This is a genomic window from Arthrobacter sp. Soil736 (genome assembly GCF_001428005.1).
Classification (GTDB): Bacteria; Actinomycetota; Actinomycetes; order Actinomycetales; family Micrococcaceae; genus Arthrobacter.
Genome location: NZ_LMSB01000028.1, coordinates 1 through 11,429, shown reverse-complemented (window position 1 = coordinate 11,429; position 11,429 = coordinate 1). Strand labels below are relative to the sequence as shown.

The following is an 11,429-nucleotide window of genomic DNA, read 5'->3' as shown; positions in this document are numbered from 1 at the left end:
TCGCCAACGCTCTCGCACTTCCTGTCGCTTGATCGCCAACGCTCTCGCACTTCCTGTCGCTTGATCGCCAACGCTCTCGCACTTCCTGTCGCTTGCCGTTAACCCTTTCGTTTCATTCGGTGGTTAGGGTGGCCGCGTGGGTGTGTCTTCTTTGCTGCCGGACCGGGGTGGGCGGCGTGTGTTCGTTGCCTTGGGGGACTCCTTTACCGAGGGGGTGGGGGACAGGAGCTCCCGGTTGCCGAACGGGGTGCGCGGATGGGCCGACCGCGTGGCGGAGAAGCTGGCCAAGGCGGAACCGGGCTGGGAGTACGCAAATCTGGCCATCCGGAGTAAGCGGCTGCGCCACATTGTCGACGAACAGCTCGAGCCGGCGCTTGCCATGGAGCCCACGCTCATCACCCTGTACGCCGGGGGAAACGACATCCTTGACTTCGGAACGGACATCAATATCCTCATGGCCCAGTACGAAGCCCTCGTGGCCAGGCTGGCTGCGACCGGCGCCACCCTGGTTCTGTTCACTGGCTTCGACGTCAAGGTGTCCGCCGTGCTGGAGCCCCTGAAGAAGCGGAACGCCGCGTACAACCAGCGGGTGCGCGAACTTGCAGCCAAATACGGGGCCGTCCTGGTGGACTACTGGTGCTTTGAGGCCTTCCACGACCGCCGGATGTGGGACTCGGACCGGCTGCACATGTCCAAGGCAGGCCACAAATACCTGGCGGCCCAGGTCCTGGACAACCTCGGCGTGCCGCACAAGATCACCCTCAAGGAGTGGGAGCCGCCGGCCAGGGTGACTCTCCGCGACTGGGAGCGGAGGCAGCGCCGGTGGGTGAACGACTGGGTGTTCCCGCTCTTCGGAAGGAAGCTCCGCGGCGTCACACTGGGAGACAACCTCAGCCCGCGCTGGCCCCGGCCGGTGAAGGTTCCGCGCAAAGGCGGCCTGAAGAAGCTCATGGATTCCAGCCGGTCGGGCTGAACCGGCCCGGCTTTGGGCCATGTGCCGCGACTCGGGGCCCCGGATAGCGCCGTCCGGGCCTCAACAATGGGCTAGTTCTGCTGTCCGGGGCTCCTCCTAACGAGACGAGTGGTTTTGAATAGTGCCACTGTAAACAACTGTTGACTTGTGTGCAACGTCACAGCTACTGTTGCGGCACTGACAATCCGTCAATCATCAAGCTTCAAGTCCGCCCAGCGTTGCGTGGACCGTTCGAGGGCGTGAACCGCCGTCGCCGGGAACCCGACGTGACAGCCGGATCCCTGCTCCTGCTCCCCTATTCACGCGGACCTTCTTCCTGCGTGCGCCGGGGCGAGCCACCGCCACGAGAGGCATCACCGCCATGACTGACAGCAATTCCTTCCATTTCGACCGCCGGAAGCTCCTGAAGGCTGCGGCGCTGACGCCGTTCGCCGGGCTGGCCCTGTCCGGCTGTGGCGCAAAGCCCGCCGAAAGTGCGGCAGCCAACAAGACCGTGACGGTCACGTCCTATGGCGGCTCCTACAACGACCAGTTGACGCAGACGATCCTGGATCCCTTCTCCAAGAAGACGGGCATCCAGCCGACGCTGCTCGCCAACACCAGCCTCGCGGCCCTCAAGGCCCAGGTGCAGTCGGGTGACGTGCAGTGGGACCTCGTGGAAATCACGGCACCGGAATATGAAACGGCCGTCGCCGAGGGCCTGCTGGAAAAATTCGACTACGACATCATCAGCGACAAGGGCCTGCCCGGTTACGCCAAGGCCGAATACGGCATCAAGTACCTAAGCTTCCTGTTTGTCATGGCTTGGGACCAGAAGGTCATTTCGGACGCGCAAGCGCCAAAGGACTGGGCCCAGTTCTTTGACCAGGACAAGTACAACACCAAGCGTTCCGTTTACAACCAGCTATCCGACAGCTCGGTTCTGGAAGCCGCGCTGCTGGCAGACGGGGTTCCGTTCGACAAGATCTACCCTCTGGACGTGGACCGCGCCCTTCGCGTCCTTGGGCACCACCCGGGCAAGGACAGATTGCTCTACCACGCCGCGAACCAGGAGCCGATCCAGCAGCTCACCTCCGGCGAGGTCTCGCTCTCGACGAGCTTCAACAACCGGATCAACGCCGCCCGCACAGACGGCGCAAAGCTGAACTTCTCCGCTGAGAACGCGGTCCTCGCCGGTGACTATTTTGTGGTTCCAAAGGGTGCCAAGAACAAGGAAGCGGCATTCAAGCTCATGAACTTCATGTCCAACGACGCCGAGGCCGGTGCCGCGTTCGATAAGGTCACCAACCTGACGCTGGCCAACACGCCGGCTCTCTCCAAGCTGCCGAAGGAAATCGCGGACACATTGCCCACGAGCCCGCGGCTGGCCGACAAGATCCTCGTGCGGGATGACAAATGGTGGTCTGAGAATCTGAAGAAGACCGAACAGCAGTTCAAGCTGTGGCAGGCAAGCTGACATGACGGCTGCAACTCTCACGGTCCGGCCACAGGGCCGCCGTGCGCCGGGGGAGGAGAATCCGAAGGTCCGGCGCCGGCTCAGTGGCTGGTGGCTGCTGCTGGCCCCGATCCTGGTTTTCGACGTCGTCCTGTTCCTGACGCCCCTCGGGAAGCTCGTGGCCTCGAGCTTCGCCGACAACGCGTACCAGCGGGTGCTCGAGGATCCGCTGGTACTGCGCTCGCTCGTCAACACCTTGAGCATCAGCCTTGCGTCCACCATCGTGACGGTGGTGCTCGGTTACGTGATCGCACTCGTGCTGTGGCGTGCCGGCAACGTCACGCGGGTGATCCTGTTCGCCGTCGTGCTTTTGCCGTTCTGGACCGGCATCCTGGTGAAGAACTTTGCCTGGGCGGTACTGCTGCAGGATAACGGCATCGTGAACGCCTTCCTTCAGGGGATCGGTCTGACCAACGCGCCGATCGAGTTGCTGCACAACCGATTTGCCGTGATCATCGGCATGGTTCACTGCCTCCTTCCGTACGCCGTCTTTCCGATCTTCTCCTCCCTGACGGCCATCGATGACCGGCTTGGCCTGGCCGCCCGGTCGCTGGGTGCGAGGGAGGGATCCGTGTTCCGCCGGATTACCCTTCCCCTCTCCGCCGCCGGCATCTCGGCAGCGGGGCTCCTGGTCTTCATCATCAGCACGGGCTTCTTTATCACTCCTGTGGTCATGGGCGGCCCGGGCGACATGATGATCGCCAACCAGATCGATTACTACGCTCGCCAGCTCACGGACTTCTCCGGCGCCGCGGCACTGGCCGTGGTCCTCACGGTGATGGTGAGCATCATGGTGGCCGTATATCAGCGTGTGCTCAAGGCAGGAGGCCAACATGAAGACAACTAATCCGCAGCACCGGGTGCTGGCGCTGCTTTCCGTCCCCGTGTTTCTGTTCCTGGTCATTCCGACGGCGATCGTGGTGCCGGTGGCGCTGAACGACAGCCGCTACATCACGTTTCCGCCGGAAGGATTCTCCCTCGCTGCCGTCGCCGGGTTCTTCGGGGACAAGGCATGGACCTCGGCTCTGACTGCCAGCCTGCAATCGGCGGGCATCGCCGTCGTCATCGGTGTGCTCCTTGGCTCCACCGCCGCGATCGGTCTGCACGGCCGGAAATTCCCTGGCCGGTCAGCGGTGATGGGGCTGATCCTCGCGCCGATGATCGTGCCAACGGTGGTGCTGGCGCTGGCTTTTTACCAGTTCTTCATCTCGATCGGGATGGTGGGCAGCATCCTCCCCATCGGCCTGGCCCACGCCGTGATCGCCACTCCCTACGTGTACCTGACCACCAGGGCAGCCCTGGCGGGCCTCAACCCGGCCCTCGTGAGATCGGCGCAAAGCCTTGGTGCGGGCCCGTTGTCAGTACTGCGGCACGTGTACCTCCCGATCATCCTGCCGGGCCTGATCTCGGGCGCCCTGTTTGCGTTCTCGGTCTCTATCGACGAGACCGTGATGTCGCTGTTCATGCAGTCCCCGGGTGCCACCACGCTGCCCGTCAAAATGTTCACGGACATCCAGTTCAACCTGACCCCGAAGATCGCTGTTTCGTCCGCGCTGCTGGTCAGCGTCGCCACCATCGGGCTCCTTCTGCAGGTCATGTTTGTCCTCAGGCGCCGGTCCACCGCACGGATGCTGCCGCTGGCAGTGTCCGCCCAATCGTAAGGAATGCCGATGTCAACATCAGTGATTTCCGCAGAATCAATGCCCCGCACCCGGGCCGCTTCCCGGGGTGCCATTGAACTCCGCAGCGTCAGCAAGAACTACGGCGACGTCGTGGCCGTGGACCGGCTGGACCTCGTGGTCCAGCCCGGCGAATTCGTCACCCTGCTCGGGCCCAGCGGGTCCGGTAAAACCACCACCATGATGATGGTTGCCGGCTTCGAGGAGCACAGCGCGGGCTCGGTGCTGATCGACGGCCAGCCGGTGGACACGCTGCCGCCCCGGGAGCGCAACCTGGGCGTGGTGTTCCAGAACTACGCACTGTTCCCGCACATGAGCGCGCTCGAAAACGTCGAATTTGCACTCCGCATGCGGAAAATCCCCAAGAACGAACGACGCAAACGGGCCGAAGAAGCCCTCGACCGTGTGGGCCTCGGCAAGATGGGGAGCCGCAAGCCCCGCCAGCTCTCCGGGGGACAGCAGCAGCGCGTCGCACTGGCCCGCGCGCTGGTCTTCAACCCGGCCGCGTTGCTCCTGGACGAGCCCATGGCCGCACTGGACAAACGGCTGAGGGAACAGATGCAGGAGGAAATCAAGACCCTGCAAAAGAGCCTCGGCATCTCCGTTCTTTTCGTCACCCACGACCAGGATGAAGCCATGGCGATGTCCGACAGGATCGTGGTGATGAAGGATGGCAAGATCGTCCAGTCCGGACCGCCCGAGGAGGTCTACAACCAGCCGTTGACGGACTGGGTGGCCAGCTTCCTCGGCGACACGAACCTCATACCCTGCACCGTGCTGGAACGCAACGGCGCCGAGGCCTTAGTTGATCTCGGCGGCCTTGGTACTGCACGGGTTGCAGACCGCGGAGTCGAAGGCGAAAACTATGCCATCTCCATCCGGCCGGAGCACCTCAAATTCCGCTCGGCAGGTGAGGGCGGCAACGGCGGTGCGGCAACGTTGGTGTCCTCCACCAACCTGGGAGCCACCGTCCGCCACCGCCTGACGGCAGGCGGCCAGGAACTCCAGCTGCGCGAGCTCAGCCCGGACTCTGCCGGCAGGCCCGCACCCGGCGGCCAAGGATTCGTGGGATGGGATTCCGGACGGGCCCAGCTTCTGGTCCTGGAGTCTTAAGGCGCCTCATCCGGGCAGAAGTGGCCCGGTTTCGACTCGCACTACGAGTGTTGAGGCCCCGGACAGCGCGTCCGGGGCCGCAAAAACGGGCTAGTTCTGCTGCCCGGGCTCGTCCAGCAGGTTCTCGAACCCTGGAGCCACCCGGTTCGCGGCGAACTCGATGACCTCGAACTCTGCAACGCCGTTGACGTAGAAGGGGTCCTTGGCCAGGGACGCATCGAGGGTCGGCCGGTCCGTCTTGGACAGCAGCAGGCCGCCGGTGCGCGGAACCTTCCGGCCGGCTGCCAGGAACACGCCGTCGTCAAAGGCGTCCTTCAGCCACGCCACGTGGGCGTCCAGGTGGTAGTCCACGATGTCTTGGGCAACCTTGTAGGTGAGGGAAACTACGTACATGCCCGCCAGCCTACCCGCAGAGCCTTGACGGCAGCTGGCAAACACCGGCGCTCCACCTTGAACTGTCAAGCTTCTTTTCTCCTAGGATGGAGTAATGACCGAACCGCGCTGGCTCAATGCCAATGAACGACGGGCCTGGCTCGCCCAGCTCAGCATCAACACCATGCTGCCGGCGGCCCTGGACACCCAGCTTCACGCCGCCGGCAAGGTCTCGCTGTTCGACTACAACGTGCTGGCCATGCTCTCCGAAGCGGACGGCCGCTTCCTGCCGATGAGCGAACTCGCGGCGCGGACCAGCGCCTCTCTCTCCCGTCTTTCCCACGTGGTCACCAAACTCCAGAACCGGGGCTGGGTGGAGCGCAGGCCGCATCCGGGGGACGCTCGTGTCACCACCGCGCACCTGACCGAAGAAGGCATGGCCACCATCGTGGCGCTCGCTCCGGGACACGTGGAATCCGTCCGTTCACTGTTCCTCGATGCCTTGACCGACAGTGACGTTGCGGACCTGGCCCGCATCGGGGAGAAGATCGTTGCGCGGCTGGACAGCAACCACTGGATCCTTCGCGAGCAGTAAGCGCTGCCCTACCAGCCGTCTTGGTTGCTCCCGGCAACGGATGGCACACTTGCCCTATGGATTTCACGGCCCGGTATGTCGCTCTTGGAGATTCGTTCACGGAAGGCGTGGGTGACGATGACCCCACCCGCCCCAATGGAGTCCGGGGCTGGGCCGACCGCGTTGCCGAGCAGCTCGGAGCAGCGGACCCCGGCTTCGGGTACGCCAACCTCGCCATCCGCGGCAAGAAGCTCCGCCAGATCATGGCTGAGCAGGTGGACGCCGCCGTCGAGCTCAATCCCACGCTGGTGAGCATCTACGCCGGGGCGAACGACATCCTCCGTCCGAAGGTCGACATAGACAACCTGCTGGTGGACTACGACGCCGCCATCGCCAAACTGACCGCCACGGGCGCCAAGGTGGTCATGTTCACCGGCTTCGACTCCAGGGGTTCGAAGGTTTTCAGCACCACGCGTGGCCGCACAGCCATCTACAACGAACTGGTCCGTGGGATCGCCGGGGACCACGGGGCGTTGCTCGTGGATTACTGGCGCTTCAGCGAGTACTACGACTGGGGCATGTGGGCGAAGGACCGGATGCACATGTCCGCCGCCGGCCATGCGAACATGGCCAAGCGCGTCCTGACTGTCCTCGAGCACGAGCACTCCATCGAGGTTCCGCCCATGACGCCGGTGCCCGAGCTCAGCAAGGCAGAAGCGATCCGGGCCAACGCCCGCTGGGTGCGGGAATTCGCCGCCCCGTGGGTAGTGCGGCGCGTCACGGGCAAATCGTCCGGCGACAACCTCCAGCCGAGGTACAGCCAGCTCACCCGGCTCTAGTCGCCGGTCGACCTTGTCGAGACCTACCGTCGGAATCCGGGCGTCGCGAGCAGGTCACCGCCCCTGCGGACTGCCAGCACCTCGATGTCCCACAGCGCGGTTGCGCGGTGGAGCACCGGGGTGCCGCCGGCCACGATCGCCGTCGCCAGCACATCGGCCGTGACAACGTCCGCGGCGGCCACGGACACCTGCCGGAACTCCGAGGCGCCGGCGGCGACGCTCCAGATGTGGTCGCCGCGTTCCGCCGAACCTGACGTCGCCAGCGCCGCCTTCCCGCCGCCGTCGGACGCAAAGGCTCCCGAGCCAGACCCCTCCGGTGCAGCCCCGCCCAGCGGAAAGCCGGCCAGCAGGGTCCGCCGGTCGGCCGGATCAACAATCCCCGCCCGCCAGGATTCGCCGCTGCCCGGGGTGGGGGAGCCGCTGACCAGCACATCCCCTCCGGCGTTTACGCACCAGTCCGCCAGCCCCAGGGCGCGCAGCGAGGTGCCGGCTTCCTTGATCGCGTGCCCTTTGACGAGCCCGGAGAGGTCCAGGGCGCCGTCCGGGCGTTCCGGCGTGAAGGCGCCCTCGGTCAGGAGCCGCCACCCGGCCGCCTCCTCATACCGTGCCCTCATCTGAGCCGACGCGTCGTGCAGCACAAGCTCGCCCCGCGCCAGCCTGCTGGCCTCCGAGTCGGGGCGGTACAGGCTGAACGTCGCGTCCAGTTCAGTGAAAAGACGTTCGACGACGGCGGTTGCCGCTTCCAGCTCCTCCTCCGCCGCCCCGGGTGCTTTTTGGGTGTCGGCGGGGACGGTCAGGCTGATGACGGTGCCCATGCAGGTGAAGGTGCGGGCCCGCAGGCGGTACCTGTTGTCAGAGGTTTGCTGCATCGAGGGCCGCCTGGAGCGAGGTGAGGTAGGCGTCGCTGGTCACGGTGGCGCCGCCCACCGTCTGCACGTCGGCCGACTGTGCTTGGAGCACTTCGCTGCGCAGGATAGGGGCGGCGTAGTTGCTGATCTGCACGGACCTGCCCTCGTGGTCGGTGAGTTTCAGGGCCGTGACGTCGGTTATGGCGCCGGCCTTGACCGTAATCTGCACCTGGACCGTGCCGAAGCGCGTCTGGACGACGTCGCCGTCGTACGTTCCGCCGGCTTTGGCTGCCGCGCCCGCAGAGCCCGTGCCCGCAGAGCCCGCGGCCCCGGACGCGCCCGTTCCCGAGGAACCGCTGGTTCCTGAGGTGCCTGAGGTGCCGGACGTGCCCAGCTCCGAAGAGGATTCCGCGGCGTTGCCTGTGGATGCGGCGGCCACCACGCTGCGGGTGTCCGCCACGTGCACCCCGGACTGCCACCCCGCCAGGAGGATTCCGGCCGACGCCAGGGCGGCTGAAACTGCTGCTCTTGCTCTCACCAGTCAAACCTTTCGTAATGGAGCTGATCTTCGCGGACGCCCGCAGAACGGGCGGCGCTGAGGACATTCCCTGCCCAGGCCGTGGGGCCGCAGACGTAGACGTCGGCGTCGGCGATGTCCGGGACGTAGTCAGTCAGGGCGTAGCCCGCCACGTGCCAGGCAGCCGGAAGCCAGCTGCCGGGAGCGCCTGGATCCCGGGGCCCCGTGAGGTGAAACAGAGTGGCGCCGCGGCGCCGGCACAGCTCAAGGATTTCGTCGCCGAGGTAGAGCTCCTGGTCGCTGTGCCCGCGGAGCAGGACCGTGGCCTGGCCCGGGGCAAACGGAGTGCGTTCCAGAAGTGCCCGCAGCGGCGTGATGCCGATGCCCGCGCCGATCAGGACGACCCGATCCCTGCTGCGGGCTGCGGAACTGAAGAGCCCGTACGGACCTTCCACGGCGACCTTGGTGCCTGGACGTAGTGCTGCCAGCTGCGCGGTGCCCCTGCCGAGATTCCGCACGGTGATCCGCAGCAGCCCGCGCCCGTCGTTCCCCAGGACCATCGGCTCGGCCGAAAGGCTGAACGGATGCGGATGCCACCAGAGGCCGGGGGCCAAAAACCGCCAGATGAAGAACCTGCCGCCGCTGCCCTCCAGCGCCCTCAACTGCAGGCCGCTCATCTCGACACTGATCACGCCTGGGGCCTCGGCCGTCACGCGCTCAACCGTCAGCTGGTGCCGGAAAGTGGCAACGAGCGGCTGGATCACCCGGTAGCAGAGCAGTGCGGCGCCGGTCGCGGCGCAGATGGCAATCCAGTACCAGCGCTGCCACGTCCCCTCCGCGAAGAGTCCGCCCACGCTGAACTGATGTGGCAGCGACGTCAGCACCGCCGCATACGTGAGCAGGTGCACGAGGTACCAGAATTCGTACGGGAAGCGCCGGCGTACGGCCACCAGTGAAGTCACCACGACGGCGATGAAGAGCGCCAGGGAGACGAAGGCAAGCCACATGTCCGGTACCAATACCCAGAGCGCCACTGCCTCGCTGACCGGGTCCAAGCCCTCCGCCATGCCGTAGCCAACAGCTATCAGGATGCCGTGCGCCAGCAAAAGGTACAGGGACGGTTTCCCCAACCTCCGGTGGAACTCCAGGGCGCGGTCATGCCCCACCGCACCGTCGATCAGCGGAATCCGGGCGGCCAGCAGGAGCATGAGCAGAACCAGGTCCATGCCGGCCAGCCCCGCAACGATGCCCAGGGCGGTGACGCCGGAGGCGACCGTCGAGATTGCCGCCGTGCCGCCGTCGGCCAGCCACAACGAAACCGAGGCGGCCAGTGATCCCCATGCCGCCACGGTCAGTGCATCGGCGCGGAGGAGCCGGCGCCGGTGCCGGACCGCAAAGCGAGGCCTGGCCGCCGTTCCGGCGGGCGGTCCACTGCCGGGGTTCCGCGGATCATCCGTCCCGAGGCGGGGAGAGAGCTGTGTGTTCATGACTCAAGATTCCGCCCCGAGGCTTTCGTTTTGCTGTGAAAACCCTTCTCCCCGGATGTGTCTTCGCGACAGTGAACCCGGACGCTAATGACATCGGGCACGGCCGCCTCTTATACACCCGGCAAAAGCCTAATTGGCCTTTAATTGGCGCGTCTCGTAGACTTGGTGGGCGCTAGGTGGCGCGGAGCGTGTGCAATTGCTCCGGTTGACGGTGGCTGTTGGCAATAAGAACAGCTCCGGAGGCCGGTAGTTAGGGGCTCAAGTTGCGTGCATTCCTGTATTCGCCCAGCATCCCGGCACTTCGCAGTGGCTTCCACTGCCCGGTGCCCGTGGCTCATCGTATTCGCCGCAGCAAGGATTTTCACGGCTTTTGGCCGTCGATTTCAGGCCTGCGGAATTACCGGAAACGCATGGGGCTGGATGCGGACGCCGCCTGCCGCACGGTGACGCAGAACTCTGCCAGCCGTTTCAATTATTTTTCAGAGGAGAGTCGTCATGGCAGCACACTGCCAGGTGACCGGAGCCGAGCCGGGCTTTGGACACAGCATTTCGCACTCGCACCGCCGCAACAAGCGCCGGTTCGACCCGAACATTCAGAAGAAGCGCTACTGGGTTCCGTCCCTGCGCCGCAATGTCACCCTGCAGGTTTCTGCAAAGGGCATTAAGACCATCGACGTACGCGGCATCGACGTAGTCGTCGCCGGCATCCTGGCACGAGGGGTGAAGCTCTAGTGGCTAAGGACAAGGACGTACGTCCGATCATCAAGCTCAAGTCGACCGCGGGCACGGGTTACACCTACGTAACGCGTAAGAACCGTCGTAACGATCCGGACCGCATGGTTCTGAAGAAGTACGACCCCAAGATCCGCCAGCACGTCGAATTCCGAGAGGAGCGCTAAACACATGGCTAAGAAGTCCAAGATTGCTCGCAACGAGCAGCGCAAGGTCATCGTTGAGCGTTACGCTGCAAAGCGCCTCGAGCTGAAGAAGACCCTGGTTGACCCCAACGCGACTGACGAAGCACGCGAAGCTGCACGCCTCGGCCTGCAGAAGCTGCCCCGCAACGCCTCCCCGATCCGTCTGCGTAACCGCGACATCATCGACGGCCGTCCCCGCGGTACCTTCCAGAAGTTCGGTATCTCCCGTGTTCGCTTCCGCGACATGGCTCACCGCGGTGAGCTCCCGGGCATCACCAAGTCTTCCTGGTAATCCAGCACCGCTGATTCCAGCTGCTTGAGAAGGGCCGGCAACCTTATGGTTGCCGGCCCTTCTTTGCGTTAACGCCGCTTCGGTGTGGCGCCGGCGGGGCGCCGGTTTGCGGGTGACGCACCACACAAAGCGGAATTACGACGCCGGCACCCGGTTTTTCGCCTGGACCGCACCGTTTTTCCGCGGAATTACGCGGATCCCGGCCCCCGAGGGAGGCCTGTTTGGGTGGGTTTGCGGTGGGGGTGGGGTGGGTGTATTGTTTTCTAAGTCGCCGAGAGGGGGCCGGCGAGGAGCTGGTTACCGGAGGCGGCCAATCCCCTTCT

The 11,429-nt window shown here is 65.0% G+C and carries 14 protein-coding genes; 10 read left to right on the top strand and 4 right to left on the bottom strand.

Annotated elements, in window-relative coordinates:
* Window positions 1-136: 136 nt before the first annotated feature.
* The 5 genes from ASG92_RS15755 (at window position 137) to ASG92_RS15735 (ending at window position 5,260) form a co-directional block, all read left to right on the top strand.
* On the top strand, window positions 137-973 hold the full coding sequence (locus ASG92_RS15755) for an SGNH/GDSL hydrolase family protein (RefSeq protein ID WP_157372243.1): 837 nt from the start codon (window positions 137-139) through the stop codon (window positions 971-973).
* Window positions 974-1,334: 361 nt separating this feature from the next.
* Window positions 1,335-2,429, top strand: coding sequence for an extracellular solute-binding protein (locus ASG92_RS15750; protein WP_056630151.1), 1,095 nt, complete (start codon window positions 1,335-1,337; stop codon window positions 2,427-2,429).
* Between the two features lies 1 nt (window position 2,430).
* Entirely contained in the window at window positions 2,431-3,315 is an 885-nt protein-coding gene (locus tag ASG92_RS15745) for an ABC transporter permease (protein ID WP_056630148.1), read from the top strand.
* The gene (locus ASG92_RS15740) at window positions 3,302-4,129 is read left to right on the top strand and encodes an ABC transporter permease (protein ID WP_078026313.1); all 828 of its coding nucleotides are present in this window, start codon (window positions 3,302-3,304) and stop codon (window positions 4,127-4,129) included. The genes ASG92_RS15745 and ASG92_RS15740 overlap by 14 nt, the downstream gene beginning before the upstream one ends.
* Window positions 4,130-4,138: 9 nt before the next feature.
* Window positions 4,139-5,260, top strand: a complete 1,122-nt coding sequence (locus ASG92_RS15735) for an ABC transporter ATP-binding protein (protein ID WP_056630142.1) — start codon at window positions 4,139-4,141, stop codon at window positions 5,258-5,260.
* Between the two features lie 90 nt (window positions 5,261-5,350).
* Here the strand turns inward: ASG92_RS15735 and ASG92_RS15730 are convergent, their stop codons facing one another.
* On the bottom strand, window positions 5,351-5,653 hold the full coding sequence (locus tag ASG92_RS15730; protein WP_056630139.1) for a YciI family protein: 303 nt from the start codon (window positions 5,651-5,653) through the stop codon (window positions 5,351-5,353).
* A 94-nt stretch (window positions 5,654-5,747) separates the two neighbouring features.
* Between ASG92_RS15730 and ASG92_RS15725 the strand changes: the two genes are divergently transcribed.
* On the top strand, window positions 5,748-6,227 hold the full coding sequence (locus ASG92_RS15725; protein WP_056630136.1) for a MarR family transcriptional regulator: 480 nt from the start codon (window positions 5,748-5,750) through the stop codon (window positions 6,225-6,227).
* A gap of 56 nt (window positions 6,228-6,283) precedes the next feature.
* Window positions 6,284-7,045 (top strand): SGNH/GDSL hydrolase family protein, encoded by a 762-nt coding sequence (locus ASG92_RS15720; RefSeq protein ID WP_056630134.1) that lies wholly within the window; start codon window positions 6,284-6,286, stop codon window positions 7,043-7,045.
* Between the two features lie 23 nt (window positions 7,046-7,068).
* Here the strand turns inward: ASG92_RS15720 and ASG92_RS15715 are convergent, their stop codons facing one another.
* Genes ASG92_RS15715 through ASG92_RS15705 form a run of 3 tightly spaced genes read right to left on the bottom strand, consistent with a single transcriptional unit; the run spans window position 7,069 to window position 9,897 of the window.
* Window positions 7,069-7,860: an FAD:protein FMN transferase gene (locus ASG92_RS15715; RefSeq protein WP_056630214.1), complete on the bottom strand. Its 792-nt coding sequence runs from the start codon at window positions 7,858-7,860 to the stop codon at window positions 7,069-7,071.
* A 37-nt stretch (window positions 7,861-7,897) separates the two neighbouring features.
* Entirely contained in the window at window positions 7,898-8,431 is a 534-nt protein-coding gene (locus ASG92_RS15710) for an FMN-binding protein (protein ID WP_056630131.1), read from the bottom strand.
* Window positions 8,428-9,897: a ferredoxin reductase family protein gene (locus ASG92_RS15705; RefSeq protein WP_056630129.1), complete on the bottom strand. Its 1,470-nt coding sequence runs from the start codon at window positions 9,895-9,897 to the stop codon at window positions 8,428-8,430. The genes ASG92_RS15710 and ASG92_RS15705 overlap by 4 nt, the downstream gene beginning before the upstream one ends.
* 495 nt (window positions 9,898-10,392) lie before the next feature.
* Here ASG92_RS15705 and rpmB point away from each other — a divergent pair, with 495 nt between their 5' ends.
* Genes rpmB through rpsN form a run of 3 tightly spaced genes read left to right on the top strand, consistent with a single transcriptional unit; the run spans window position 10,393 to window position 11,106 of the window.
* A complete protein-coding gene (gene rpmB / locus ASG92_RS15700; RefSeq protein ID WP_056630127.1) occupies window positions 10,393-10,629 on the top strand; it encodes a 50S ribosomal protein L28 in 237 nt (78 codons plus the stop codon).
* Complete coding sequence (gene rpmG / locus ASG92_RS15695) at window positions 10,629-10,796, top strand: 50S ribosomal protein L33 (RefSeq protein WP_013602737.1); 168 nt, start codon at window positions 10,629-10,631, stop codon at window positions 10,794-10,796. The genes rpmB and rpmG overlap by 1 nt, the downstream gene beginning before the upstream one ends.
* Window positions 10,797-10,800: 4 nt before the next feature.
* A complete protein-coding gene (gene rpsN / locus ASG92_RS15690; protein ID WP_003798555.1) occupies window positions 10,801-11,106 on the top strand; it encodes a 30S ribosomal protein S14 in 306 nt (101 codons plus the stop codon).
* The last annotated feature ends 323 nt before the right edge of the window (window positions 11,107-11,429 follow it).

What these genes read in the sequence shown, in the direction of transcription:
- rpsN (WP_003798555.1), top strand. Translation starts at nt 10,801, where the DNA reads ATGGCTAAGAAGTCCAAGATTGCTCGCAACGAGCAGCGCAAGGTCATC.
- ASG92_RS15705 (WP_056630129.1), bottom strand. Translation starts at nt 9,897, where the DNA reads ATGAACACACAGCTCTCTCCCCGCCTCGGGACGGATGATCCGCGGAAC.
- ASG92_RS15750 (WP_056630151.1), top strand. Translation starts at nt 1,335, where the DNA reads ATGACTGACAGCAATTCCTTCCATTTCGACCGCCGGAAGCTCCTGAAG.
- ASG92_RS15740 (WP_078026313.1), top strand. Translation starts at nt 3,302, where the DNA reads ATGAAGACAACTAATCCGCAGCACCGGGTGCTGGCGCTGCTTTCCGTC.
- ASG92_RS15725 (WP_056630136.1), top strand. Translation starts at nt 5,748, where the DNA reads ATGACCGAACCGCGCTGGCTCAATGCCAATGAACGACGGGCCTGGCTC.
- ASG92_RS15730 (WP_056630139.1), bottom strand. Translation starts at nt 5,653, where the DNA reads ATGTACGTAGTTTCCCTCACCTACAAGGTTGCCCAAGACATCGTGGAC.
- ASG92_RS15720 (WP_056630134.1), top strand. Translation starts at nt 6,284, where the DNA reads ATGGATTTCACGGCCCGGTATGTCGCTCTTGGAGATTCGTTCACGGAA.
- ASG92_RS15715 (WP_056630214.1), bottom strand. Translation starts at nt 7,860, where the DNA reads ATGGGCACCGTCATCAGCCTGACCGTCCCCGCCGACACCCAAAAAGCA.
- ASG92_RS15735 (WP_056630142.1), top strand. Translation starts at nt 4,139, where the DNA reads ATGTCAACATCAGTGATTTCCGCAGAATCAATGCCCCGCACCCGGGCC.
- ASG92_RS15745 (WP_056630148.1), top strand. Translation starts at nt 2,431, where the DNA reads ATGACGGCTGCAACTCTCACGGTCCGGCCACAGGGCCGCCGTGCGCCG.
- rpmB (WP_056630127.1), top strand. Translation starts at nt 10,393, where the DNA reads ATGGCAGCACACTGCCAGGTGACCGGAGCCGAGCCGGGCTTTGGACAC.